Raw genomic sequence first — 26,182 nt, 5'->3', positions numbered from 1 at the left:
GTAAGGCCTCCTTATCTCTGATCTATGAATAGCTCGCCTTTGACATCTCGCACTCTGAGATCGGCATTACGAAGTCTAACCATCGCGTCTCTTAATAAAGCATACCGTTCAGTAGAATTGAGTTCAGGAGCAAACCTTGCTGCCCGGATACTTGCCTGAGCCTCATCAAGAGCATAGTTTCTCTTGATGACTTCAGGAGGAAGATCATAAAGTGGGAACGATCTGCCTGCGATAGAAGCCTCATAGTGCCCAACAATCTCGTGAGCTAGTGTAGCATTCATTGAAATGCGTGTATTCGCACTCAAAGTCCCTACTCCCGGGGCTGCTGCTGGTAAGACATCCGTATTGATGACCAAGCGATTATACATCATGCCTGTATTCCAGGTATCATAATAACCAGGTTGTGCGATTAAGATATTTTCTTCGGGGAAATCAAGCTTGTTCAAGTAACTCTTTATCTCAATCTTTTGGTTATCCGTCAGCGGAAGCTCATTGCGTTGTCCGTCACTTAAAATCTGTCTAAAATCCACTGCGCCCTCATATTTGACAGGGGTATCGATATGCAGCTTTGGTTTGAAAACAGAGCTTACCCCTAATACCATACCACCTGTACCAAGCATACTTGCCCAATGTTCACTTGACCAAGCATTTGTAGGCAAAACGGCTTCCCTAATCGTTCCATGGACTCCAAATGTCAACCAGTTCAGTGTGTCTTGAGGCGACTCTAAAGCTTTGTCAGCTCGATCAACATACCCGTTTACGAGTCCACTTGGAATACCAAATGTCCAGTAATCCAGAAATCCGCCTACACTATCATATCTCTTCTGATATCGGTCATCTGCCGATTGTATAAATGCTTGTCCTAGCTCTTTTAAACTATCTACAGACTTCTCAATTGCATTCCGATCGTCTACACCTTCCTGTGGGCCACAAGCATTCGGTGGGGGTGGTGGTAAACAGTTCATGTCTACTTGCCCTTCCGACTCGTGATCAGCTTGGAGAAATCGTTCTCCATGGTTATGTAACACAGTTGATATTGAACTCATAAGTGTGACAACTTCAGTCATAACAAGCTGTGACTTCTTGAAATCATAGTAGAACCTTTCTCTAGTACTCCCATCCCAGTTCGCTTCTATATCAGTCATGCTTCGTAGAAGACTTTCATTCATGTGTTGAAGGGTAGTATAAGCTGTAGAGAACTGTTTACTAATTGCGAAAAGTTGCTCTGGCGTAACCATAATTCTCGTCATAGAATACCTCACACCTACTAAAGAAATATTTAGTTTCTGAATTCAGGGAATATCTGGATTTTACCGTTCATTTATTACCTCTGTCAAATACCTGTAGCAATAAGCCAGTAAAGGATCTAAACTAGAGCCCTGATCATTTTTGTTGTTACCTTTGACTTTGTTTATATGCTTGTCCAACTAATTTAAAGACAGCAGGTCCCGATAAGGAACTGCTGTCTTTATGTCTTTGTAATTGACCTCACTTAATATCACTTATATATAGGAGTCATCCGCAAGCCTTTGTAATGTTTGAAATATCTATATTTAGCTTCTGCCCTTCTAAACATACAAATGCCATCCCACAACAAAAGCAGCCAAGATGAACGCCGAGATGCCAGACATGATGTACATCACCTTTTGCTTTTTGCTGTAACTGTTCTTCCGCAGTTTGAACATAAGCAAGCCAAGATACGCGACTGCTAGAACCACATAAAGTAGGTTAAACATTAAATTGATCCGTATCGAAGAGTGAGCAGGATAATTGGGAAGTCTCGTGTGTATGATTAACAGGTTAAGAGGAAGTACCGCACCTGCAATATTAATTGCAAGATGATATTTATTAAAATCTATCCGAGGATTTCCTCGTTTATTTCGTTTGTGAAGTAGCATCCGGATAAAATAGACGAGCAAAGCAGTCACACTGAAAAGGATAGCTAGTATGACAGGAATAAAAGATATTACAATCAAGTTCACCTTCCATTTCGATACAGGCAAGTAATCCATGTAAGGAGTGAAGGAAATTTTCTCAACCACGCCATTATGCTCGACCACATTATAAAGACTACTTAACTCAGCTTTTGAAAATTTCGTTATATCAAGCTGTCTGAATAAATCGGTAAATCTAGCGGCAGGTCGTCGTGCGGATTGAAAATATCCTCCCCCCTCTGAAGTAATAATATTAGAATTTACGTTATCGCCAAAAATCTCTTTGATAAGCCCATAATAATAAATTTCTTCAAAAGACTGGTTTGTCATGACCACCATCCCAAATTTAGATTCGGGATCAAAGACAAGTTTGCTGGAGAACCCTTTCAGATTCCCCTCATGCATCAGTGCAGGCACCCAGTATTCCATCTCAACGAACCCATGCGCAAATCGCGGAGTAGAAGTCCCGTCATAATAGAGACTTGTCGACAACATTTCGTTCAACGTATCCCTGTTCTTAAATAATACATTGCTATCATCCACAGGCATCAATGCCGCAAGGAATTTCCCTAAATCTTCTGCTGTCCCAATCGCTGCCCCTGTAGGATAAAACGTTACGTATACTCTGTTCTCAGGGATCAGTTTCAAATCTTTCGTATACCCTTCAACCTCATTCCTTCTCTGTACGATGTCTGGACGATCTCGCCCCGTTGGATGAACCGTAGTGTCGTTCATATGAAGAGGTTCGAAAATATGTTGATTAACATATTCATAATAAGGTTGCCCACTTACCAATTCCACGATGTAACCGGCTAATCCAACGCTATAGTTTGAATAACCAACGACGCTATTCGGTTTATATATCTGTTTCGGCTCATTTTTACGCAACGTTTCTCCCAAATCAACATTTTCATTCTCGTCGTAATAATACACTTCCGTGACTGTTTGATCTTCCCAACCCGCATTGTGATGCATCAGGTTCAATAGGGTAATCGGATCATCATATTTCAGCTTTTTGAAAAATCCCTCTGGCAGATATTCCTGGATATCCGTCTCCAAATCAAGCTTTCCTTGTTCGACAAGCTGCATCACACTCGTATAGACCAACAGTTTTGAGATGGAAGCCCATTCAAAAACCGTAGAGGTATCCGCCTTTCGCTGATTCTCAATATCTGCGTAACCATATGCCTTATTCACAATGGTTTCACCGTCTTTGATAGCCACAACCGAAACGGCAGCAGTATACTTCTCATACGAGGCTACATAAGCATCAATCGTTTCCTCTAAATTGGATAAAGGAATCCTGGATGGTGTAGTCTCAACCTGTTTCTCATCAGCGTGGGCAGGTACTGCTATTGCCATAATGATAAATATGAATGACAGAACACAAGCGATTACTTTGTTAACCGCGTGATATCCACGATTCATCTGCATTAGCTTCTCTCCTTATGTATCAAATGTTAATTACATACTCTTTTTTCACGTATACGTTTTCAAAAGAGTCCACATGAATCTAAATTTTTTTCAACTACAATTACACGCTATTCAGGAGATAGGTTGGAGAATTTCACCTTTCCAATTAACGATGTTTATTTCTTTGTTTTTCAAGAGGCACCAATCAATAATTTCTCCTATCAACTTTGGCGTGATGATCTCATCGCTCCATTTCGGTGTTAGTACTCTTCTGTATCCTATATATTCTGTTGTCCAGCCTTCAAATTCTTCTCCGATGATGACTATAAATGGGGGCTTGTTCTTAATACTGTGTTGTCCCACTTCATAAGTGACGATTAACTTCTTATCCTCAGAAACGATATGTAATTTGATTATCCCTTCGTCGTCAATATCCGGGTCAACATACCAATAGAATAGTCGATTGGATCGAACGATTTTACGTTTATATTTTTTTCTTACGCCCATAACTCACCTCACATATTCCTTTTTCCTTTGGTCACAGTATTTGGTCAGTTATCCAAGGCACAGCTACAGTAGTTTTGGAAACTAATATCAAACACCATACGGAGTTTAAGGAGTAGTACTCTTGTAAAAATCAATGACTCTATCAAAGATCTCGATCTCTCGTTTTTTTATGCCCGGTAATGTCTCGCAATGCTTTACAATATGATGTATATTATCTGCTATAGACTCAGCTTTATGAATTCCCACATATCCTGGTACCAGTTCATTAAGATAATGGAAGTATCTCATTTGAGGTTCAATCATGCGTAGGTGTTTATCAAAATTTCTTCTGGATCTTGTCTGATCCATTTCCTTTCGCTTGCGCAGCTCATCTTCTTCCGCCCAGAATAGAACATATGCATCCGGTAATGATATTTCATTCTCTGATAACTTCTCTCTAAAAAAGTTCGCTGTTTCATCTAAAGATAGGTGCTCATAACCATATATCCAACTGTACCAAATCTTAAATACATCACCATCCAAAATCACATACTCATGTTGTTGATTCTTCTCAGCTGCTATATGCCATCTTTCAATTTGTCTCTCCAGTAACCACATCATAAGTTCCTTACCTTCAAGATGAGGAGTTTCAAAAAGAATCCCTGTTTCTGGAACAATAAATGCATCATATTGTGTAGCGAATTGCTGACAAGTCGTACTTTTACCTACAGAGCTGGCACCTTCGAGACAAATTATCGTCATTGAAATATATTACCTCCTGATATGACTCACAAAATAATTAATCAACCTTCACTGGCTCTTAAGTGATCATGTTGAATTTCATGTTAGACTATGCATTGTAGAGTTCTTTGATCTTCAGCCATGTTTCATACCAAAATGTTTTTCGTTTAAGAGGTTTAATCACCTTAATTTGGACTTCTTTTCGTTTCAAATAAACCGTGCCATCTACTTCGATGAGTCTATCGCCAAATTCAAATGCCTTATCCTTGCAGTCTTTGTGATACTGGTTCTCTCTTGTTTCTGACCACTCCGCTTTATCAATAGAATGCCGTTTTCCCATTTTTTAAGATCCTCCTTTAAGGAAACACCACTATTTTCAGCAAAAATGATACCTGTCCCACATCATAAACACCTTGTTATCCGATATTGATGATCCTTAAGGTTCATTCATTCCTACACAATGTTATCTGATGTCCATTCCTTCGAAGCCTGTTTTAAAAACTATATTTCTTATTCCAATTTTTCATTATATGGATTTGCATATAAATCAACATCAACTTCAGCATGAATCATATTAACAAATTCAATAAAATCAGAATCGAAATAAAGAGCAGGCGTTTCCCCCTCTTCTATTCTTATTACAATGAAAAATTTCGTGCTTAATTGATGTTCAATCCGAATCGAATTGATCTCTTTTGCTTTGTTTCTTAACATATCGACTACTTTTATTAATTGGTGATTCACATCTAATGATTCTTCATAATCCGTACCTAATGTCCATGATGTTTCTTTTATTCGATGCTTTTTGTTAATTATGTCGCCTTTGTAAGCCGTATTGGTAGGTTCGATTCTAAGTATTGAAGTTACATGATTCGGATCGAATTCATCTCCAAACAAACTAAAATAAGCCATCACTTCGGTTTTGTCTTTCAGGGGTTTCACCTCTTTAAAAATGGATGTATGGAGTTCACCTTACGTTCATAAATTCATGACTGGCTTCATCCTTAAATAGTTCTTATCTTAGGAATGAAACCTGTGTTGGTGATCATGCTTCTAATGTATCTCTTCTTACGGTTAAGGGCGCATGCCCATAGCGCGAAACTTTTGTTATGTGATGGGTAGATTTCTGCAAATTACTCACATTATCCATTATCTAAAAAGCCCACCTATGCTCCTCTGGCAAACACTCATCACAAAGTAATTGTCCTTCAACAACTGCTCCGTTATTTAGTTCATCAATATGATTTGGTTTGTCTCTATCAGTTACCCATGAATTACATTTTGCGCATCTTCCGCAATTCATTGCTTCTGGATCGAGCAATACAGAGGAACTGCTCTCCCAATGTAATTTCAAATCTCTCCTTATTGTAATTTCATTCTCTAGTATAGGAGTCAATTCCCCATCAAATTCTTTATATTCTTCGTCAGTCAAGTCAATTAGATAAGCTATATTTACAAGATATGTCTTCTTATTCATTTCTTTCATCCTTTGATTTTCATGGTTATATATTTTCCTAGTTTTTCTTACAACATCTAATTCATTCACTTCGAAAAAACTACACATTCATCGTAATATCTGAACTACGTATATGATAACCTATGTGGTGATATTCACAAAGGAAAATTTGGTTAAAATGGGATAATTATCAGAATACTTAATCTCACATGTCCATATGGTCCAATGTTTTTTTAATACGCTCATTATATGGTGGGTTGTATGGGATGCGAATATGAAGTGAATCAGAGGAACCTTTCTTTTGTGATGACAAAACAAACAAGGGAGGCCCTTCTTCATCCCACAGGGAATCAGTGTACCTTCCTCAAGGAAATATCCAAATTAATCTAAATAATTGAAAAATATCTTTCTATTGCCGAGCTCAAGGTGCTAAAGTTAAAAAAATTTAATATTTTTCTGCGCCTTAGGCTGAGCTAAGCTCTCCCGTTATGATATTAATAACGTTTCCTATGCTCACGACTCAGCATAGCTGTTTCGAATTTTTTCTTTCTTCTCTTCTATGATTTTCATTAATTTCATAGCTTCTTTTTCTTTTATTTCCCCATTGATCAGGTCGTTTTCGATCTCTTCCATCATATCTTCTAACAAGTTCCTTGTTTGATACAGTCTTAATCCAGTCCAATCCGAAATAAAATAATCATCTTCAACCTGGCCGTCTATACCGAAAATTAATCTGTAATAGCCTATATGATTTGCTCGATATTCAATTCTGACCTTAACTTCAATATATTCAAGCTCTTTATTACTTGGGTCCAGGTATTCCAGACTCTTGATATGGAGTGATATATCCTCTATCCAAATTTTCAAATACTTTTGGTCGTAATCCCAAAATAACTCTGTAAACTCCTCAGGATCTTCAACTCTATAGGTTTCTAAGTTATGCCAAAAAGCCTCTATTGCCCGATTTCTTGCATTATGCTTATCCGACCAATCCCTTAAATCTTGTATATTCATAAAATCACTCATTTCATGGATGTATAGTTTTCTGGGATTCATATAATGTTCCTGTGTTGAGTAGTACTTGCTAAGATGATTTGTCGTTCTCCAAGTTATCGGTCTTGCTCTTGATTTGTTCTTCAGTAAAACCAAGCCAAGTCATTTCATATAAACAAAGCGTTACAATTTGTTCACTCGAAAAATTTTCAATTACTTTATGATCTACATAAAAATACAGTATGCTGTCTCCAACTTTTCTGGCAATTATTCTGCATCCGCTACTCTCTCCAGTGAATATGCTCCTTAGAAATGCATTTTCAACCGAATATGTTGATTTTAATGTTAGATGAAGCTAATTTTTTTCTTCAAGTTACTTTAAAAGTCAATATTATTCTTGCTTCCATTGATGTGATTCGTGTAGTTTACCAGTTTCATGAAAATACTGTAGTACTTCAAGCATGGGTATTAATTCTATACAAATGTTATCGCAATAATTTCCTAACTGACCACCAATAACTAGAGAAATTTCACTATTTCCCTGCTTATCGTTCATAAGCGTATATATATGTTCATCCATTGTAATAGACACTACAAAATATTCCGGTCCCCCTCCAACTAATGCTGAACCTGTGTCTGATACCTCAAGAAAAACTAATGTAAATGTATCTCCATCGAGTTTTCTCAAAAAACGTAAACTGTCTGCCCATGTAGGGTTCATAACGATCTCTTCATTAAATGTGGTCCCATTCCGTTCATCAATGCTAATAGAGTTTATCATTTTTTCTTTTTATCCTCCTTCTTTCATCACACATATCCATCTTCAGGTTCGCCAACATCAAACCCCAACACTTTTGACGCTTCCAACTTAAATGTTTCTATCCAAGATATCCATACATCGCTATTCATCTGTGCATAAAATGATAATCCACTAGGCTCAACGGATGCTTGAATGAAGACATCATCCTCTTCAGTTCCAAACCAATATGGAATTCCACTTTTATAACCACTCCACCCTGGCATCCGCTCATATACTTTAGAAACTTTATCCCACACTTCATCAGGTAGATCATACCTTATATTTAGGTTGCAATTATGAGAGTTTATGTTGTTCATTTACATTCTCTCCTTCTACCTTAGACGTATATCAAAATTCATCCTCTATTTTTATGTAAAGTAGTACAACTCTTCCACCACTTGCTCAAAATTGTATCTCTTGGTCTTTATATACTATTTTCGTTTATCGTTTACCAAATATCTTCTCCCTTTAAGATTTCTTTCGTAGGCTGGTCTACAGCTAGCCAAGTCGAAATATCATCTTCTATTTTTCTCTTCCAAGCTATTAAAAAATGTACTTGGCATATCTCGTGAGAATCCATCTCTGACATAGGTATCATAGCTACTTCAATGCCTTGATCAGAATGTAAGACAAAACTATAATTCTCAAAATCAGAATTTAAAGCAAGAAATTTAGGAATCATATCACCTTGGTTTCTTTTTCGCATTATCAGTGGTTTTTCTTGAGTTCCTATGTGTAGACGGTATTGTTCATTCTCATATTCTACAGCTTCAAGATTTTCTCCCGTGTCAGCTCCGTAATCGTCCCAGCTGTATCCCTCTTTCCAAGAAGCAGAAAAGCTACACGTGCTTATCTGATGATATGCATTGGGTTTGATTCTAAATACGGCCCCCCAGCATTCGTCTACTTCCTGAGGTGAAGAAAGATTATGGTTCAGATTACAGAGCAATAACTCGCAATCAAACGCGTCGTAGTAATACTGGTATAGTGTGCCGCCATGTTTGAGCTGAGCACAGTGAGTAGGAAGATAACATTCGCTGGAGACAGCAAGAGAAAGTTCAATTGTTCCTAGAGGCGTATATATTAAAGGTTTTATAAGATCAGTACCTTGAATTAAGGCTTCTTTTCCACGAAAAAGCTTCATAATGTCCCTCCTTACTCATCTACATAAGAGTTACTTTCTATTCTTGATAATTAAAAAAATATTTATTATATAAGTTTGGCTCCATTTCTTTTATTCTAATTCCATTCTCTCCTGTGTCCTCTATTCCTCTTATGTAGAAAAGACACTTTAAATTTTTATCAAAGACAATACAAGAAAAGTCCCAGTCTTGATACCTGTATTGATCTAATAAATCTTTCTTGGATTTAATATATGGTATAAAACTCATCTTATTTGAGTTATCGATTATTTGTATCACATTATCTAACTTTAATACTTTATTTTTAGATAAGTAGGTATCGAGATCTTCTTCATGGTAAATGTCTAAAAATAAAATAGAATTATCTTCTATTAGTAATCCATCTAGAACCTCGGTGATATTACAATTTAGAATCTTAAAGTATGGAGGCGTATTGATAATTGGTAATGATTTCATAAGTCCTCCCCAAAAAAAGTTTTATCGAGAATTTCATAAAGTGTTCTTATATCTACAAACCCTCACTACTTTAAAGATGCAGCGACTTGTCGCAATTCAATAAGGTAGTGCAGGGTTACCTGCTGCCTCCACTTCTTCGAATACCCTCGGCAGACAAAGAAGTGGAGGCAACGTAGCGTAGATATGTTGTTATTTAGATCTCATTACCTTCCACAAAACACTTATAGATTGTATTTCGTTTTAATTCTTTCATATAACTTAAACTCCGTATTCCGATTTACAATCTCTCCAATTAACTCTTTCCATTTGTTTTCAATCCACTTAGGACTTTGTTTTTTCAGAATATCCTCGTTAAATTGACTATCAATATACTCCAAATCTTGTTTAAACACTCCTATATCCTTAATCAGTTGATTTCTCGATTCTTTTTCTAGCGATATCTTATTCGATATAATGTCGTCTGTGATTTCTACACTTATATACGTATACATATCTCTAAACACATTATAGATTAAATAGGTTGATGATAATTGATCTTCCCTGATGTCGGAATCCAAAAAGATGAATGATTCTTCACCCACTTTCAAAGATACGGCCACATTTCCTAATCCATGTATGACTGTCTCCTTCGAAGAATTGTCCTCTAAGCTTTTGATCACATTATCTAAATTGTAGATTGATTCTTTTATACCAATTTCGGTTCCATGATTCAGTTTAACGGTGTAATCCACTTCTTGATTGTCTTTGTACGCTTTGAATTTATAGTTGAAGTACATGCTTATTATCAATCCAACCATTAGTATGATTATCGCAATATTTTTTCTCACTGAATTACCTCCTACTAGTGCCTGAACTACGTATATATTAACCCATATTGTTACAATTGCGAAACCAAATTGGAGAATAAGGGAGATTTATTACTTTTCTCAAACCCTCATCCATACAATCTAATGGGCTGTAAATACGCTGAATATATGCAGGGTTGCGTAGAATGCGAGTATGCAGTGGAACCTTTCATTATAGTAATAAAACAAAAAGGCCGTTCTTCATCCCACAGGGAATCTGACGACCTTCCGATGCTTTTGGAATATATCAATTTTTTAAAAGGTGAACGTACCATCTTTCGCTTCAAGCGGGCTAGCACCAGCAACTGCCCCTCACCCCAACAACGCCTGCTCAATCTGATCCACAATGCCATTGATCCCCATCGGCCCATAACAGCCAATCCATGTCGCGGCATCTACCGAATGTATGTGCTGTCGCTCATCCTTATCAAGCATCCCCCGAATACGTTGCTCTGTCGTGGATATTCCCTCCTGCATGAGTTCATTGCTAAGCAGAAAGTAGTGGCTGGCTTGGACAGCTGGTAATCTATCAATCGAAATATGATAGGCTGTGTCGTCTGTATCTGCTACAAATATTGGAACAGGCAGACCCAGATCACGGTACAGCACAGCGCCTGTACGATGAGCGGCAGAATGTACACGAACGAGAGAGTCCAGCGGACGAATTAGTGCCACGCTCTTGCCTGCCAGTACCGGAGCCAGTTCTTCGGACAGCAAAGCAGTACGTCGATGATAATCCGCAAGTATACGCTTGGCCTCTGCTCGCTTGCCTGTCAGTTCACCGAACAGACTCAGAATAGTCTGCCAGCTCTCATTACGTTTAAACATGATTACTGGAGCAATTCGGCTTAACCGTTCAACATGTTGATCATGTACCTCGGTACAGATAATCAGATCCGGCGACAATCGTTCTACAGCAAGCAGATCAGGGTACTCATACGTTCCGAGTAATTCGGTACCCTGAAGTCCTGTTCGGATATATTGAGGGAAATTGACCACAGCACTTCCCGATCCTACACTTCCTACTGGAGACAACCCAAGCGCGAGCAAATGATCGGCATATTGAACATCCAGTACGGCAATACGCTGTGGTGATTCAGTAACTTGATATTCACCTCGCATATGGCAGATCACCGGACCTTGGGCCGACTCGTACGAAGAAGCTGTGCGATTCCGCAGTAAGGCTTGAGCATAGTTTTTATCTAGCTCTGAAGCGGCTGCTAGTCGATAACGCAGCGGAGGAACACCATAATATTTCTTAAACGCCCTGCTGAAATAATACATATCGCGGTAGCCCATTTTGTCAGCAATTTCCCCAATGGAAGCATCCGTATGGAGCAACATCCTAGACGCATTCTCCATCCGCAACTGGATGACGTACTCCATCGGCCCGAGCTGCTTCTCTTGTTTGAATCGTCGCTGCAACTGCCTTACACTGCATCCAGCGAGGGCTGCCAGCTCCTTAAGCTCCAGATTCTGGCGATAATGCGATGATATATAGGACACGACAACATCCACCATGTCGGACTCTCCTCCGCCTTGACCACGTTCATAATCCATGATCAGTTCGTAGATCATCCCCTGGAGCAACGCATTGGCATGAAAACGTTCCAGCCCTTCGCCGCGGCGCCATTTGGCAACGATTTTTTCCGCATTCTGAATCCATTCCGCTTGCATCACAGGATTTTGAATAAACGACGTTTGCAGCGGATGTTTGCGATACGAGGGCAACGCATGGGAGGCTCCTTCCAGGGAAGAAGCCTCATACATAATCAAGATATAATAAAGTTCGTCTGATCTGGCCGTCAGCGTAAAGGATGTTCCCTTCGCCACATGACAAGCAAAAGAAGCTCCAATGTGGCAAACTTCACCATTCATTGCAAGCTCCCCTTCCCCGCCTATTGCCAGCAGCAATACATTCGAGGTTAATTCGGTTTCGCTAAGAACACTGCTTGTCTGCAAAGTACCGCTATACCCGTCAAGCATCTTGATCGTCGTATCACTCCATAGACTTGTCTGTTCTTGCAGCGGCATTTCTCTCATCTCCTGACAATAGCAATGGTAAAATTGTTGCTGTTGTCATTTTAATTGAGATTCTTTCTCATTGTCAATTTTCGGACATTTGAGACAATATTCCCCTGACATCTGGTAATAGAAACAGCAGGTGATCCGCTCACTTTTGGCAACATGCACATTGTCCTTACAATCGGTGAAGCGGGTTAACGGATTCTTCCTCTCACCAAATACCTCCCCGGATGCCACCTGCGTCAGATAAGAAAAGTCCTCTCGGATGATCTTACTTTCCTGCTCTGTCTCGGCTCCATCAGGAGCGAATAGTCGGCCAATCCGTACCATAATATTCTCCCAGAGAATGCTCATCGAAAGAGGTGCAATCGCAGCAAGTGTCTTTAACAAAGGTGTCAGCTGTACCGCAAACATCTCCTGGACCACTTTTTCCCGCCATACGTTCCTGTCTCCAGTCAGTTCTTCAGCCTGAAGCCCATTCACCGCTAGAAAAGGAAACCGTGTACCGCCCTCCTGATCTGAGAGCGCCGGATGATAGAGATAACTGTTCTCCAGCTGAAAGGTTACATGCTGATGATGAAACGTCATCGCGGTCACGAGCGGAGTCGTCCATAGATAGCCAAGCCGCTTGGCCAACATGGAGGCTGCAACTTTCATGTCAGGCGCATCGATATAATTCTGAAACCAGCGGATATACTCTCGACACGCCTCTTCGTCATGCAACTCACTCAAAGCAATGGTACGGACACTATGATCAGGCGGCTCACCAAGCAAAATCGAATGATCCTCTACCGTCTCTTTCCATAAGTCTGTCGAGAGATATGGGTTCATATTAATTCGATCCGAGCAGGGCTTCCGCTGCCTGATCTACAATCAGATTAATCGCAAGCGGTCCATAATAAGCGATCCAAAGTGTTGAGTTCACATCATACGTGCGGTTATTTTTAACAGCATCCAGGGACTTCCACACGGGATTACTCACCATAGCTTCTGCTTCTGCCGCAAACAGCTCATCCGACAGCACAAAATAACGATCTGCCCCGATCTCAGGCACCTTTTCCATCGAGATTTCTACGGAACCATCTTCATTAATCTCCTGTACAAGAGCAGGCATTTTCAGCCCCAAGTCATTGTACATAATACCACCGATGCGATGCTCAATACCGTGAACACGAATTCCTTCTTTTCGTGGACGAATGATCGCCACTGTTTCATCGCCCAGCTTCTCTGACAATTTTGTCTTCAGCCCGGCAATTTTGTCTTCATACGCTGTACGCACTTTCTCTGCCTCGTCCTTCTTGTCTGTAATCTGAGCTACTGTAGCTAACGTATCACGCCAGTCTTCGTAGAAGTCAAGTACGAGGGTAGGTGCAATTTTGCTTACACTTTCATACTGTTTCTCCTGGAAGTCAGTCATGATGATCAGATCCGGGTCGAGTGCAACAATCGCTTCCAGGTTCGGCTCGTCTCGTGTACCCAGAACTTCTACGCCATTCGGTTGGTCTCCTAAATATTCTGGAAAATCGGTATTCCCTCCTGCAATAACACTACCTGCTGGCTTCTCACCGATCGCTAACATTTGATCCAAAAATTTAACATCGAGAATTGCAATTCTCTGTGGTTTTTCGTTTAGAGTGATGTCACCCTTCATACCCTTGATCGTTACGGGAAAAGCTCCATCCGTCTGTGTTTCCGCATTCGCAGGTGTCTCTGCTGGTGTTGCCGCAGATTGCTTACCGCTATCTGTACCTGTTGCAGCACCGCAAGCTGTCAATACAAGAATAAGGGCCAACATCAAGCCCATGAGTAATCGTGATTTGTGAGCAGCATAGCCTTTGGTTCCGGCTGCTTGCCCCTTTGTTCCTTGTTTCATTTGTAAATCCCCCTTATGTATACTAGTGATAATGATTTTCATTATCGAAACATAAAGAGAGTATATACGATCTCCGTATCGGGTTACCATGTACTTTTGCGACATTTCAGCCGGACTAATGCGACATCACGAATCACTTATCCGCCCTTTAACTTTTCTGCAATGTACGCTTGCAATCGGTAGATATCCGAAAGAAGCTCTTCTTCCTCCAGTGTATTTCCATACTCCCCCAGCCAGCGCGGTGTGCGGATATGCCAATCATTAGACAAGTATTGCTGTCCATCCCGATACTCCAAAATATGTCCCAGGAAATATTCCAGTGAGCCGAGGGATTGTTTATTGCTATCCTTAATGATGGATTGTGTTTTTTCGATGATCACCTGCAACATATGTTGGATATGGTCTTCTGGATTCATTGCGTTGCCCTCCTTGTCCACAAAAATTATAAAATCAAAAAGAGGAAGGGCCTTCTCTATTCCATAGAGAATCAGACAACCTTCCAACATGCATTAACACATCTTATATAGAACTCATCATTTCAAAGCTACTCTGGATATTCCTTTGATGCCTCGATCAATTTATCTTCTTCATCAAAAACGTTCAACACTCTCTCAATGTCATCCACTTCATAGCTTCTAACAACAATCAGTTGCTGCATATGAAGACCTGGTGGGTCAATGTCCAGTCGAGACAAATTATTTAGCAAACGTTCTGGTGTATATAAGATGCTCCATCGTCTAGAACCATCTGTGAAAACCATTGTGATCTCTATCCAATTCCAGTCTTCCGGATGATCCGACCTAACCTCATCATCAAAACGCCAGCCTACCAGCCTTGGCCTTGAATTCATTACTTTTACGATGTTTTTACCTCTCTTCTGCTTAACTTCTTCAATGCCGAGTATTCTTGATCGGACTTGATATAACTTAATATCTTTTCCGCACATGCAGCTGAGCTAAGCTCTTCCGTATTCACTTCCAGATCATATTCATCATAAGAGTAGATGTAGTCGAACTGGGAATGGGCAAGTCCAATCTCGCGATCTCCCCTGCTCTGCTCTCTTCTGGTGAGTTCTTCTTTCGAGCACTGCACGCCTACAAACAGTATCGGATAATCCGATAGTAAATTATAAAAATCGTTAAACCACTTGTCATTGCTGATGACCGTATCCACGATGACATTTAGACCCATCTCCGAAAACAGTTTAATGGTTGCACAGTACAACGAATTGATGGGGTCGAACAGGATATCGGTCATCACATGGTGTTCCACTTCTCTTGTTGGATTCATATCTGGGTATGTATTGTCGATAAATTGATCATAATTATGCAAAAATTGATCTACAGATAGATGATGAAACGGAATGTCTCCCTGATTTTTCATTTCCATCGCAATGCTTGTCTTCCCCGAACTTGACGTACCGTTCAAAAATATAATGAGTCCTCGCTCCATATTGATCACCCTTATCTATAAAATTACATGAGGCCTTCCCTTATAAGCTGTTATACATCCTAGAAGCAAAATCGAATAAATAGGTCTCTATTTCTTCCTTGTCAGTGATTTACGTGTCCGATGAATCACTTTTTCAACAAAATCATAATGCAAATTTTATTTTGATGCTTCTCTTTCCTTCATAGTATATTGTTTAAAATACTCCCTAAACACATCATAGAGCTCCTGCATTTCATGAATTTCGCCCCGAAACTTACCCCATATTTCTTCTCTTTGTTTATGTTCAACCTCAATGTTAAATTCTTCGGCTTCATATTCAGTCAATAATTCAAAGAAATATTCACAAGGCTCTTTCACAGCTTCACAACTGTCAGCATACTGGCCAGACTCCAGCAGAAAGCTGGCCCAGGATATTTCTCTTCTGTCGTACTTTATGTACAAACAAGCAATGTATTGATCGAAAAGTTTACTATTGTAGTAAGTAATACAAGGTTCTGAGTGAATATATTTGTTAACGATTTCAATAGCGCTGCCTTGATAACGCACCGTGGCTAGTTCTATGATCCAGAACGGCGGGTTCGTGTACTCAAGGATAATGTCATCACAAAAAGGATGAAAGTGTTTGTACCAGATTAATTTACTATCGAGCATAATACCCATCTTACAAGCAAACTCTTTATTCGGTTCTATCTTCATACCAGTAACTCCTTGTTGGGTAGAATATTCCAAATGACCTTAAGCGCTTAGAATTTCTCCGTTTAACTAATGTCTACCCAGGAGTTCTGCTTCTTCTACTCCTCTTTCATTCTTCTTATCCTTGTCCTCTTGTTGACTAATGACTGTTTGACTACTAGTTTCAAACCCCAACATTCTTTAGCGTCTGCCGATGAATAGCTTATTTTGAGTCCAATGAAGATTATAGCCATAACGGTATAGCTCAAAGTAAGGATGCAGGCAGTCTTCCGCCTCCTGTAGACCTTGATAGCGGGGCCACTGCAAGTAGTAGGATATCCAATAATCGCAAGCGATGGAATAGTACGCTTCGCTTAATAGCTCGATGGTTTCATCATAATCACTGCGCGAACTGAGGAGTTCTCCGAGTGCTTCGTAAACGACCTCTCCATCTTCTTCATCCGTGCCTTGAATCAATCTTTGCTCCAGCTTGTTAATTTCGCTTGTAGGTAATACAACGACCTCCGTAAGACTTGCCAAATCTTGTAATGCTTCATTTGCTACGTCAGCCGCTTCGTCATCTTCCGGTACCATGGAGAACAGACTCTTCAAATTTTGAACCAGCTTCTCCCCCAGACCACGCAACATTGCCTCAGAAGCAGGCTCATTTCCACCGTTGAAATATCCTGGCACATATTCGCCGGCGAAGTCCTCAGGATTCAACATCTCATAGATCGGACGTATTCTATCCAAAAAACGCTGACCGTCTGGAATAGGCTCAAACACACGTTCAACGCCTGCTCCCGATGGCATAAACCACTGAAAAAATCCGTAAAGATGGTCTGCTTCAACTTCAGCATCATCCGCTGGCTTGAATTCTTCTCCACCCATCGCTAATAAATAGCGGCCATATTCCTGTTGATTCAATCGGTACCATCTCCTCTTCTGTTACACCGTTTACCACTCTCTCCATTCTTCCGTAATATCTTCATCCTCCTCAATGTCTAATCCAGCCAGCCTAGCTGCCTTGTCTATAAAATCAGCCAATTCTTCACGTTCCATCGTTTCAATAAAGTAACCATTGGCCTCATTCATTTCATTTAAACCTAACCACAGCTTCTTCTACAGCCTTCATCATGCGCTCAGAATCTTTCGTTTCTTGTAATGCTGTTAATTGGTGCAAATATGTATCCAGGGCTTGATCAGACATGAGTAATCTCTCTTCTGTGAAAAAGCTCATCTCCGTGTTTAACCATTCTCTCGTTCCATAGTTTCGTTGGTTTTTCATGAAACAAGTTTTGTAACGTCAATAGAATCAATCCCTTCCATATATAATGATGTCTGTATTTTACCTGTAACCAAAATCATGAACAAGCGTTCTAGCCTATTCACTTTCACCCTATTCGCCCCATAGCCTTGTCACGTTCTCTAATTCCATCTCGTCAAATTGTAATCGATAAATGTCCGGTTTCTTGGTTTGATTCATAAAATCCAATCCGTAACTCGAATCAAAGTAATTCATCATCAACGTCATTACATGTCCGTGTGTGCCGATCGCCACTTTTTTACCCATGTATTCTTCTAAAATCTGTTTCAACACGCCCACTGCTCTATTCTGGCAAACTGTGTTCGACTCGCCTCCTGGCAATGCATAATCCGGGTCATCAAACATCTTCTTCGAAGCAGGCTTGAACTCTTCATCCGCAATCATATCATCTGAAAAATGTCTTTCCCGAAGATCCTCCATGATCTGAATATCTAATTCTAACGCTGCTGCCACACCTTCTAAGGTCAGAATAGCCCTGGCATAAGGACTTGAGACAATGGAATGTATTCCTTCATTCGTTAATATTTCCGTTATTCGTTCTGCATTCATCTTGCCCTCCAGAGTAAGCCCCCTCGTTCTTTCCGTTCCTTCCGTATACGGTGACTCCGCATGCCTTACCATATAAACGATGGTCTTCATAGGACCCTCCTTGAATTTCTTCTATCAAAATTTATGGTCACGCTTAATTTTGATTCTGGATTCAGAATTGATATTCTGCTAGACATTTAATTTACAATATATATGTGTATAGTAGAAATGAAGCAAGATGCTTTCAAAAGAAGTTAAATCTAACGGAGAGGATGAGATCATGTCTTTTTTCAAAAAGAAGGTTGTTCTAGTCTCTTTATTCGTATTGGCTATCTCTGCTGGTGCAATCGCTTACGTAAATGGTCAATCGAAACCGGACGTGCCCATTCATAAAGTCGTCAACCTTTCAGCCAACTCTTTAATATTTCATGAAATAGATAAGCTGGATGCGTTTGCTGAACTGATCGTTATTGGTTATGCAACAGAAGATTTCAGAGATCGAGAGCATGTTATTACTGCATTTGATGATGGAACCATGCAGTCCTTTCACACCAATACAAACATCAAGATTGAAAAGATATTAAAGAAACCCGACGATTTCCCTTCGGATCAGAACGAATTGACAATCATTGAACCCGTTAGCCTCGAAGGAGACGTCAAATATACAGTTAATGACTATGTAGAACTACAGAAGGGTGATAAAAGTGTGCTTTTCTTGATGAAAAACACCTTTGGTGATTATGGATTAATCAATGATAACTTGGGCAAATTCAGCCTTGAAGGGATAACTCAATATAGTGTACCTCAATCCTCCACTGCACAAGCGTTATCAGAATACGAAACATTTCGTAACTCTGTCATGGAGAAGTATAATCCGGATTAAAGTTTTCATGATGCAACGATCATCCCTTTGCGGACATAGCTGCTCCCTTCAATCTATTGCACTTCTTTATCAAGACTTACGGCAAATGATGAAGTTATCGATTTTTGTCTAAAATCATTGGGTATCACTTTAATCTCCACATTTAGATGTATAGATTCAGGAAGATTCATTTCAGTTATATTCTCATGACCAATGAAGTAATGATGCTTTTCATTCAGTTCTATTAAACCTCCACCTGTTGAGCCAGAAGTTGAAATCAAATGTCCGTCATGATAAAGCTCATAAGCAATATTATATTCCTCCAAACTGAATCCTTTCACTTCATATCCAATCTTGATTTGATTTTCCGTGTAATCAGCATTTCGTAAACTGATCGCACCACCATTGACCATTTCGGTCTGAATTGCAATATTTGCTTCGGGCATCTCCGGTTTCTTTAATAGATAGCCTACTTTTAGGTACCATATAACTCCGAATACAACTACAGCAAGTACAATCAAAACGATGATAGACTCCTTCTCTTTTTTATACATAATCCTTACTCCTTACATCTGGACACTCTTTAAGTTCTTTTCAAACCAGTGTTTCAAATAATACGTTATCCCTGCTCGATCAACATCAGAATATTGTCTTGGATCATCGATCATCCATTCCATTCGGGATTATAATCGATTGAATTTCAGGTTTTCCCGCATTATCCTAGAAATACATTGTTAATTCTGTCTCGATCATAATCTAGAATCCAATCGTTATATTCTGAATAGATATCCACTAGCGCTTCCCTTGATGCTGAAATAACATCGCAACCTCTATCATCATAGATATGAAATATCGTTTTCTTACTTATATTAATGAAATACACCCTATGATAAATCTTTGGCTTAATTCCAACATCATGATTACATATAGCTTTGATTAACTGATTATATTTCAAGTCCTCAACTCTACATTTAGTCCAGTACCTATACATGTTGTTCCTTGGGTCTAGGATGTCATCCGATTCACAATCCAAACCTGGAATTATCTCAAGGCTCAAGGCTCTAATCGGCCCTTTCTTCTTGATATATTTCCTGTACAGGTTCAATTTCTTCACTTTGTGTTTAGGCTTATCTGCAAAATAAGCTTGAGTTATTAATAGGACTTCATCTTCTTGATCATGAAGAGCCTTAAATAATTCAATTGATCGATGATAAACTTGTTCCATGTAATGCTCCGTATTCATTCCAAACATCAGAGGATTGCCAAGCTCGAATCGTATTGCAACATCCCAATTATAAAAAAGGGGCGGTTCTAAGGTCAGGTTTGGAAAATTCTCTGCCAGGTACGTCTTCAGATCCATTCTGTGGCCTCCGTCTCTTCAATAGTTGCCGATTTGATATACGAAAAATTAACCCCAGAACATTCCGTTATGACCTTCGTCCACGATCTTGAGCTGTTTTTCAAAATCTCCGTTCGGATCGATATCATCGATGTAATGCCACTTGCCTTACTGTCCTGCCAATACACTTTCCATGCCTTCTCATCCAAACTGAACTGTGCTACCGGCATCTGTACCCATTGATCACTTTGAAAGGCTTGTCTTTCTTCAATCAACGTCACATGTTGTCCTCTGATTTTATAACTAATCTTTATCTGACTTTACACATGCTCGGGTACAGCCTTCTCGGTGTAATGGTCCATAATCTTTTGAATGCCTTTCTTCGTAAAATCATCCATGCTCTCTAACTCTCCTGCCTTGATCCGTTTTGCTTTGATTATATCATGTTGTTTTCTCCGATTTAAATGATGCTTTTAGTGTTGTAAAAGGTGAAACGGAGCGCTGCTTATGCAATGGCAAGCCGCGTCTGGATGAGGTGCTGCGCCCAATGGGCAGCACCTCATGAGGTTGCACCGCGTGCATTAGCGCGGTGCTCATGCTGCCATCACGAGCACACTTGCATGATGGCAACACTTGGTGCATCACGATAGCTGCGCCGTGATGCACGCAAAAAAGCGCCGCGACCTCATCGTCGTGGCGCTTCCTCCTGCTGCATAATGCCAATCGGCCATGCAGCTTCTGCTTTACACATCGCTGCCTATTTGCATATTAACTTTTTTCCACCCTTGCGTTTAATCAAATTCAGTATCGCTGGAGCTGATACAAATGATGTTCAACCTTTTATACCGCTAAATGTAATGCCGCTAATAAACGTCTTTTGAAGAAAAAAGAACAAAACAATAATAGGTAATGTCATCAAGGTGGATACGGCCATTAATAGACCCCATTCGGATCCCTTTTGACTCTGAAATTGCTGCAATCCGAGCGAAACCGTGTAAGATGGTTCATTGGTTAAATAGAGCAAGGGGCCCATGAAATCAGTCCAGCTCCCCATAAATTGAAACAATGCCACGGCTAATACGGCGGATTTGGCTAGTGGAAACATGATCTGTAAATATATGCGGAACTCACTAGCGCCGTCTAAGCGGGCCGCTTCGCGCAAGGCATCAGGCAGTCCCATGAAAAACTGCCGCAACAGAAAAATGTAAATGGGCACTCCAAAAAATTGGGGTACAATCAGTGGAAGAGGAGTTCCTACCCAACCTAATTTAGTAAACAACAGGAATAGAGGAATCATGGTCACCTGTCCGGGGATCATCATAACAGCAAGGGTAACAAAGAAAAGTATACCTCTCCCACGGTACTCTAATTTGGCAAAACTATATGCAACCAAGGGACAGGATATGATCACACCAAGCGTACTAACGATAGTTATAATCGCCGTGTTTTTCAGATATGTCCAGAAAGGGATATACTCAACAGCACGGGAATAATTACTCCACAGAATTGGACGCGGAATCCACTCTGGTGGGAATGTAAAGATTTGTGTGAGTGGTTTAAGAGAAGTCGAAAGCAGCCAAATGAACGGAATCATGAAAAATGCAGAAGCAACAATTAGACATACATAGGCTAAGGCACGATTGATTCTTTTGATAGCGGTAGGATTCATCCCTTACTTCCTCCTCCTTATTTCCCCTGATAATGAACCCAGCGTTTAGACGTAATAAAAATAATTCCGGTTAATGCCATAACGATAATAAATAAGATCCAGGCCATTGCGGAAGCATAACCCATTTTGAAATACCTGAAGCCGTTCTCATATAAATACATGACGTAAAAAGTCATGGAATTTGCAGGAGTTCCTTGCCCTTTGGTCAATGTATAGGGAAGAGTAAACTGTTGGAATGCACCAATCATTCCCATGACAAGGTTGTAGAAAATAACGGGAGTGAGCAAAGGCAAGGTTACCTTTCTCGTTTTCTGAAACCAGTTAGCTCCATCAATTTGCGCCGCTTCATAGTACTCCTCAGGGATGTCTCCTAATCCAGCAAGGTAGATAACGACAGCTTGCCCAATACCCCAAAGCGACATCAGAATTAGAGAGGGCTTGGACCACGACTCACCACCAAGCCAAGCGGGCCCATCGATACCAATATTCGCTAACATCCCGTTCACCAATCCGAAGTTTGGATGTAACAGCCACATCCACAGAACAGCCAGAGCCACTTGTGGCACGAGAGTAGGTAAGAAAAAGATTGTTCTGAATACAGCCATACCCTTGACCTTCATATTCAACATCATAGCGAGTGCCACACCGAAAAATATACTTAATGGAACAAAAAATACCGTAAAATAAATCGTGTTGTATATGGATTTCCAAAATAGAGGATCATGAAAAAGCTCTTTATAATTATTCATTCCGATAAATTCACCAGGCTGCAGAATGCTGTAAGTAGTGAAGCTGAAGTAGATGGACATTAGCATCGGAATTGCATAAAAGCATAGCAGCCCTATAGCCCAAGGTGAAGCAAACAGCCACCCAATCGCGTTAGTTCTGTGGAGTGCTCGTTTACTTGCCGATGGAATTGCTTTTACTTGAACTGGATCGGCCAGTTTCACCATGTACATTCTCCTTCCAAGTGTCATTCATGAATAGGCAAGGAGAGAGAGTTCGCTCCCTGCCTACCGAGCACTCTATTTGTCGTATTTTTCTAAAGCCTTATTAACAGTCTCTGTTACTCTATCCAGGTTCTCTTTCGGAGTACCGTTACCGCGGGTTGCCTTTTCCGTAGCGGAAGCTAACTCATTCCACAGCAGTTGTCCTTCAGGAATAACTGGGCGGTTGTGTGAATTGGGCAAAATATTAATAAATTCCTTCATAATCGGATCGTCTTTGTAACCGTATTTGTCGTTAACCGAATCAATAACGGAAATTTGAGAGTCAGCGTTTAATAACGTTTGCCCTTCTTCTTTCCCTAAGAATTCGAGGAATTTCCAAGCAGCAGCGACGTTCTTGGCGCCTTTAGGGATAATAGCGGACCCGCCTCCCGACCATGTCGTAAAATTAGTACCTGTTGGGGTCGGTATGGGTGCAACACCGTAATTTAAATCCGGCTTAAATTTTTCGATACCCTTCACCGTAAAGTTTCCACTTATCTTCATGCTGACTTGACCAGAAATGAACGGATCCATTTCCTCCGTGCCTGCTGCGCTTGTGAATCCCGCAATATCCTCGACATTGTATTTTTTGCCGAAGTCGGTCATCCATTGTAGCGCTTCCACGACTTTAGGATCATTTGCGGTAATTTTGCCGGTGGCAGCATCCTGGAATTCTCCTCCAAATGCCCATCCCCAAGTATACAGCCAGCCTTGCGAATACCATGGGATGAACCCGATCCGTTTGAACCGTTTACCTTCCTTGATGGTTAACTTATCAGCGGCCGCTTCAAGCTCGGCGATCGTTTGTGGTGGTTTGTTGGGATCCAACCCTACTTCTGTGAAATGATCCTTATTGTAAAATAGCAGACGAGAGTCTGTATCCATTGGCATTGCATAAAGCTTTCCTTGATAACTGGACTCCTCCCATGCAAATGGATAATACATTTCCTTACGTATTCCGGATTCTGCTGCCATCGAGGATAAGTCAGTCAGAGAACCTTGCGCAGCCCAAGTACCGACCTTAAAACGGTCGAATAGTGCAACGTCAGGAGGATTGCCGCCTGCGACTGCAGTAAGCAGCTTCTGATCGGATCCCTCGTTGGATTCTGTATAAACCAAATTCATTTTGATCGTAGGGTTTTTCTCTTCAAATGCCTTCACGACTTTATTCATATTATCTAAATCAATTGAGGTAAGACCATGCCACATCGTAACCGTTGTAATCCCCTCTCCGGCCTGATCGCTAGAGCCTCCATTCGTTGAACAAGCCGTTACAAGTAGTACCATAACCAGAAAGCAAACAAGAATTGGAAATGCGAATCTTTTGGATCTCCTCATTCAAAGTCCCCCTTAAGTTAAATGAATTCGTTTAACTTGGATTCCTATAGGATCCACTTCATTTTCTGATCATCCACAACTTATGTAAGCGCTAACAACTCTGGTGATATGAACTATTAAAATCAGAAAATGATGAACGCCGTGAATTTGTTATAAGAGCCCACTAGTTATACTAAGTATATTAATATGACATCATAAAACATGTCAATTGCAATATTACGACATCACTATTCATGATGTATGGCTATAATTTAGATATAGAAATCGCGTTTCATATGTCTGATATCAAAAAAAGTGCCGATAAGCCCCTTGGGACTTCTCGACACTTTGAACAATATCCTTGCTTTTGTTTAGCTGCACTTGTATAAACCCTACCCGTTATTTTTCACGACCATACGATGTTTAATAATGTTAAGCTCGGGAACTGCTGTTCCATGCAGTTGAGAGATTAACATATCCACTGCCAATTCACCCATCTGCTTCTCGTCCTGCTTAATATGAGTGAAGATGGGTTGACCCAGGTGATCGTTCAGGGAGTCGAAACAAACGATCTCGTATTCCTCCAGAGATTTCCCCATCGAGTGGATGACTTGAGCCAGCATGGTAGCTATTAGAAATTCCGATGCGACAAACGCCTTTACATCAGGGTGTTGTTTCAAAAAGTGCTTTACTGTTTCTTTATCACTTTCAATCGCTGTTCCGTTTATGTTCTTGGGAAGGGTGCCCTTCAAGTTCGTCAATACATAATCTTTGTTCAAATTCATTCCTTCCTGGGTGAAGGCAAACGTATATCCGAGCAGCCTTTCCTCCAATGTTGAAGTGTTCTCTTCCGGCGGAGATAAAAAAGCAATTTTTTTATGACCTTTGCTAATCAGATGACGCGTAAGATCCATGGCTGCTTTCTTATTGTCTGTGTATACCGAACAAACCGGAATTCCTTTTAGATATCTATCGGCCAAAACAATTGGAAACCGATCTAATACAAGTCGAAGCAGTTCAGAATTATAGTGTTGACCATGAATGGGGGTCACGATTAATCCTTTGATGCCTAAACCAATAAATAAGTCGATCGCACGTTTTTCCTCATCCCGATCCCCGCAAGTTCGCTTGATAATGAGTTGATAATTATGCTCAGCACTCCGCTTTTCCATCGATCTAAGAAGTTCCAGGCCAAACTCGTCAGAAAAATTCGGTATAATAAACCCAATCAACCGCTTATCGTCCTCAGGAACCAAAGTTGTTCTTACCTCTGAATAATGCTTCGGTTCTTGTCCTCCAGTGATACCATCGGCCACATATGAACCTTTTCCTTGTATTCGTTTAATAACCCCAGAATCTGCCAATTTCTCCAGAGCCTTTTTAGATGTAATACGACTGACGCCAAATTGTTCAGCCAACTCTTTTTCAGAAGAGACCCGGTCACCTTCGTTTAAGCGACCTTCTTTAATCTCTTGTACAATATAGCTATATATCTGCTCATATAAATGCAATTCCACAAAACCACCCTGACATCATAATATTAATATACTAAGTATATTACACAAGAAGTAATTCGCAAAGTTACTGGGTGGGATTGTGGTATTCCTTGAAGAAGGTCGAGTGCCTCCTAGAGGCTTGATGATTGTACAGGCGTCAATACAGAAAGTTATCGTGGAATTCTAGGTTTAGCTTCGCTGAATGGATCTCTAAATTCGTCTACCCGATATCTGACGAATGTGTTGAATATGTACAGCGTTATAGAGAATATGGACATGTAGTGAGTCAGCTGAACCTTTAGGTACAGTGATTGTCTCTTCGGTTCTGGTCTTATCATTCATACGAAACACTCCTTTGACTGAATTCG

General features: G+C 40.3%; 35 protein-coding genes. 1 reads left to right on the top strand and 34 read right to left on the bottom strand.

The window, feature by feature from the left end; all coding sequences use genetic code 11:
- Window positions 1-11 precede the first annotated feature (11 nt).
- From IFU39_RS19805 to IFU39_RS19695, 25 genes are all read right to left on the bottom strand, one after another.
- Window positions 12-1,238 (bottom strand): WXG100 family type VII secretion target, encoded by a 1,227-nt coding sequence (locus tag IFU39_RS19805; protein ID WP_223199973.1) that lies wholly within the window; start codon window positions 1,236-1,238, stop codon window positions 12-14.
- A 330-nt stretch (window positions 1,239-1,568) separates the two neighbouring features.
- Window positions 1,569-3,368, bottom strand: a complete 1,800-nt coding sequence (locus tag IFU39_RS19800) for a serine hydrolase domain-containing protein (RefSeq protein ID WP_192134430.1) — start codon at window positions 3,366-3,368, stop codon at window positions 1,569-1,571.
- A 111-nt stretch (window positions 3,369-3,479) separates the two neighbouring features.
- The gene (locus IFU39_RS19795; protein ID WP_192134428.1) at window positions 3,480-3,854 is read right to left on the bottom strand and encodes a hypothetical protein; all 375 of its coding nucleotides are present in this window, start codon (window positions 3,852-3,854) and stop codon (window positions 3,480-3,482) included.
- 105 nt (window positions 3,855-3,959) lie between these two features.
- On the bottom strand, window positions 3,960-4,595 hold the full coding sequence (locus tag IFU39_RS19790) for an AAA family ATPase (RefSeq protein ID WP_192134426.1): 636 nt from the start codon (window positions 4,593-4,595) through the stop codon (window positions 3,960-3,962).
- Between the two features lie 88 nt (window positions 4,596-4,683).
- A complete protein-coding gene (locus tag IFU39_RS19785; RefSeq protein WP_192134424.1) occupies window positions 4,684-4,914 on the bottom strand; it encodes a hypothetical protein in 231 nt (76 codons plus the stop codon).
- 170 nt (window positions 4,915-5,084) lie between these two features.
- A complete protein-coding gene (locus tag IFU39_RS19780; RefSeq protein ID WP_341072749.1) occupies window positions 5,085-5,516 on the bottom strand; it encodes a DUF4279 domain-containing protein in 432 nt (143 codons plus the stop codon).
- A 211-nt stretch (window positions 5,517-5,727) separates the two neighbouring features.
- Window positions 5,728-6,120, bottom strand: a complete 393-nt coding sequence (locus IFU39_RS19775; RefSeq protein ID WP_150366412.1) for a hypothetical protein — start codon at window positions 6,118-6,120, stop codon at window positions 5,728-5,730.
- 423 nt (window positions 6,121-6,543) lie between these two features.
- Entirely contained in the window at window positions 6,544-7,044 is a 501-nt protein-coding gene (locus IFU39_RS19770) for a hypothetical protein (RefSeq protein WP_192134778.1), read from the bottom strand.
- Window positions 7,045-7,114: 70 nt separating this feature from the next.
- Entirely contained in the window at window positions 7,115-7,264 is a 150-nt protein-coding gene (locus IFU39_RS33600; protein WP_445739053.1) for a DUF6557 family protein, read from the bottom strand.
- A 150-nt stretch (window positions 7,265-7,414) separates the two neighbouring features.
- The gene (locus IFU39_RS19765) at window positions 7,415-7,744 is read right to left on the bottom strand and encodes a hypothetical protein (protein ID WP_206759574.1); all 330 of its coding nucleotides are present in this window, start codon (window positions 7,742-7,744) and stop codon (window positions 7,415-7,417) included.
- Between the two features lie 86 nt (window positions 7,745-7,830).
- Entirely contained in the window at window positions 7,831-8,139 is a 309-nt protein-coding gene (locus IFU39_RS19760) for a hypothetical protein (RefSeq protein ID WP_192134420.1), read from the bottom strand.
- 131 nt (window positions 8,140-8,270) lie between these two features.
- Window positions 8,271-8,966 (bottom strand): hypothetical protein, encoded by a 696-nt coding sequence (locus tag IFU39_RS19755; protein WP_192134418.1) that lies wholly within the window; start codon window positions 8,964-8,966, stop codon window positions 8,271-8,273.
- Between the two features lie 37 nt (window positions 8,967-9,003).
- The gene (locus tag IFU39_RS19750) at window positions 9,004-9,420 is read right to left on the bottom strand and encodes a hypothetical protein (RefSeq protein ID WP_150366416.1); all 417 of its coding nucleotides are present in this window, start codon (window positions 9,418-9,420) and stop codon (window positions 9,004-9,006) included.
- Window positions 9,421-9,641: 221 nt separating this feature from the next.
- The gene (locus tag IFU39_RS19745; protein WP_341072748.1) at window positions 9,642-10,247 is read right to left on the bottom strand and encodes an oxidoreductase; all 606 of its coding nucleotides are present in this window, start codon (window positions 10,245-10,247) and stop codon (window positions 9,642-9,644) included.
- A gap of 330 nt (window positions 10,248-10,577) precedes the next feature.
- The gene (locus tag IFU39_RS19740) at window positions 10,578-12,299 is read right to left on the bottom strand and encodes a helix-turn-helix domain-containing protein (RefSeq protein WP_192134416.1); all 1,722 of its coding nucleotides are present in this window, start codon (window positions 12,297-12,299) and stop codon (window positions 10,578-10,580) included.
- A gap of 45 nt (window positions 12,300-12,344) precedes the next feature.
- Complete coding sequence (locus IFU39_RS19735; protein WP_192134415.1) at window positions 12,345-13,121, bottom strand: IucA/IucC family C-terminal-domain containing protein; 777 nt, start codon at window positions 13,119-13,121, stop codon at window positions 12,345-12,347.
- Between the two features lies 1 nt (window position 13,122).
- Window positions 13,123-14,163 (bottom strand): ABC transporter substrate-binding protein, encoded by a 1,041-nt coding sequence (locus tag IFU39_RS19730; RefSeq protein WP_192134413.1) that lies wholly within the window; start codon window positions 14,161-14,163, stop codon window positions 13,123-13,125.
- Between the two features lie 137 nt (window positions 14,164-14,300).
- Entirely contained in the window at window positions 14,301-14,579 is a 279-nt protein-coding gene (locus IFU39_RS19725) for a hypothetical protein (RefSeq protein ID WP_192134411.1), read from the bottom strand.
- A gap of 128 nt (window positions 14,580-14,707) precedes the next feature.
- Complete coding sequence (locus tag IFU39_RS19720) at window positions 14,708-15,013, bottom strand: hypothetical protein (RefSeq protein ID WP_149846446.1); 306 nt, start codon at window positions 15,011-15,013, stop codon at window positions 14,708-14,710.
- A 5-nt stretch (window positions 15,014-15,018) separates the two neighbouring features.
- Window positions 15,019-15,615, bottom strand: coding sequence for a chloramphenicol phosphotransferase CPT family protein (locus tag IFU39_RS19715; RefSeq protein ID WP_192134409.1), 597 nt, complete (start codon window positions 15,613-15,615; stop codon window positions 15,019-15,021).
- A gap of 156 nt (window positions 15,616-15,771) precedes the next feature.
- Window positions 15,772-16,311: a hypothetical protein gene (locus IFU39_RS19710; RefSeq protein ID WP_192134407.1), complete on the bottom strand. Its 540-nt coding sequence runs from the start codon at window positions 16,309-16,311 to the stop codon at window positions 15,772-15,774.
- Window positions 16,312-16,488: 177 nt separating this feature from the next.
- On the bottom strand, window positions 16,489-17,214 hold the full coding sequence (locus tag IFU39_RS19705; RefSeq protein ID WP_105597786.1) for a hypothetical protein: 726 nt from the start codon (window positions 17,212-17,214) through the stop codon (window positions 16,489-16,491).
- 30 nt (window positions 17,215-17,244) lie between these two features.
- Window positions 17,245-17,382: a hypothetical protein gene (locus IFU39_RS33010; RefSeq protein ID WP_244661037.1), complete on the bottom strand. Its 138-nt coding sequence runs from the start codon at window positions 17,380-17,382 to the stop codon at window positions 17,245-17,247.
- A gap of 1 nt (window position 17,383) precedes the next feature.
- Window positions 17,384-17,575 (bottom strand): hypothetical protein, encoded by a 192-nt coding sequence (locus IFU39_RS33005; RefSeq protein WP_244661036.1) that lies wholly within the window; start codon window positions 17,573-17,575, stop codon window positions 17,384-17,386.
- A gap of 111 nt (window positions 17,576-17,686) precedes the next feature.
- Window positions 17,687-18,253 (bottom strand): histidine phosphatase family protein, encoded by a 567-nt coding sequence (locus IFU39_RS19695; RefSeq protein ID WP_192134405.1) that lies wholly within the window; start codon window positions 18,251-18,253, stop codon window positions 17,687-17,689.
- A 127-nt stretch (window positions 18,254-18,380) separates the two neighbouring features.
- Between IFU39_RS19695 and IFU39_RS19690 the strand changes: the two genes are divergently transcribed.
- A complete protein-coding gene (locus IFU39_RS19690) occupies window positions 18,381-19,025 on the top strand; it encodes a hypothetical protein (protein WP_192134403.1) in 645 nt (214 codons plus the stop codon).
- A gap of 53 nt (window positions 19,026-19,078) precedes the next feature.
- Here IFU39_RS19690 and IFU39_RS19685 read toward each other — a convergent pair whose 3' ends face one another.
- The 9 genes from IFU39_RS19685 to IFU39_RS33275 form a co-directional block, all read right to left on the bottom strand.
- Entirely contained in the window at window positions 19,079-19,558 is a 480-nt protein-coding gene (locus tag IFU39_RS19685) for a hypothetical protein (protein WP_192134401.1), read from the bottom strand.
- Between the two features lie 161 nt (window positions 19,559-19,719).
- A complete protein-coding gene (locus tag IFU39_RS19680; RefSeq protein WP_192134399.1) occupies window positions 19,720-20,364 on the bottom strand; it encodes a DUF3885 domain-containing protein in 645 nt (214 codons plus the stop codon).
- Window positions 20,355-20,624: a DUF3024 domain-containing protein gene (locus IFU39_RS33595; protein WP_446740348.1), complete on the bottom strand. Its 270-nt coding sequence runs from the start codon at window positions 20,622-20,624 to the stop codon at window positions 20,355-20,357. Before IFU39_RS33595 ends, IFU39_RS19680 begins: the two co-directional genes overlap by 10 nt.
- A gap of 160 nt (window positions 20,625-20,784) precedes the next feature.
- Window positions 20,785-20,940: a hypothetical protein gene (locus tag IFU39_RS32670; RefSeq protein WP_206759573.1), complete on the bottom strand. Its 156-nt coding sequence runs from the start codon at window positions 20,938-20,940 to the stop codon at window positions 20,785-20,787.
- Between the two features lie 235 nt (window positions 20,941-21,175).
- The gene (locus IFU39_RS19670) at window positions 21,176-22,012 is read right to left on the bottom strand and encodes a carbohydrate ABC transporter permease (RefSeq protein WP_095289351.1); all 837 of its coding nucleotides are present in this window, start codon (window positions 22,010-22,012) and stop codon (window positions 21,176-21,178) included.
- A gap of 17 nt (window positions 22,013-22,029) precedes the next feature.
- On the bottom strand, window positions 22,030-22,965 hold the full coding sequence (locus tag IFU39_RS19665; protein ID WP_091015158.1) for a carbohydrate ABC transporter permease: 936 nt from the start codon (window positions 22,963-22,965) through the stop codon (window positions 22,030-22,032).
- A 72-nt stretch (window positions 22,966-23,037) separates the two neighbouring features.
- Window positions 23,038-24,339 (bottom strand): ABC transporter substrate-binding protein, encoded by a 1,302-nt coding sequence (locus IFU39_RS19660; protein WP_192134397.1) that lies wholly within the window; start codon window positions 24,337-24,339, stop codon window positions 23,038-23,040.
- A 371-nt stretch (window positions 24,340-24,710) separates the two neighbouring features.
- Window positions 24,711-25,835: a GntR family transcriptional regulator gene (locus IFU39_RS19655; protein ID WP_192134395.1), complete on the bottom strand. Its 1,125-nt coding sequence runs from the start codon at window positions 25,833-25,835 to the stop codon at window positions 24,711-24,713.
- A 189-nt stretch (window positions 25,836-26,024) separates the two neighbouring features.
- On the bottom strand, window positions 26,025-26,156 hold the full coding sequence (locus IFU39_RS33275) for a hypothetical protein (protein ID WP_258170201.1): 132 nt from the start codon (window positions 26,154-26,156) through the stop codon (window positions 26,025-26,027).
- Window positions 26,157-26,182: the final 26 nt, after the last annotated feature.

Origin of the sequence: Paenibacillus sp. CFBP 13594 (genome assembly GCF_014842675.1) — a bacterium.
Taxonomy (GTDB): Bacteria; Bacillota; Bacilli; order Paenibacillales; family Paenibacillaceae; genus Paenibacillus; species Paenibacillus amylolyticus_B.
Note: the sequence above shows the minus strand (reverse complement) of the source record. Positions and strands in the feature narration are given on the sequence as shown.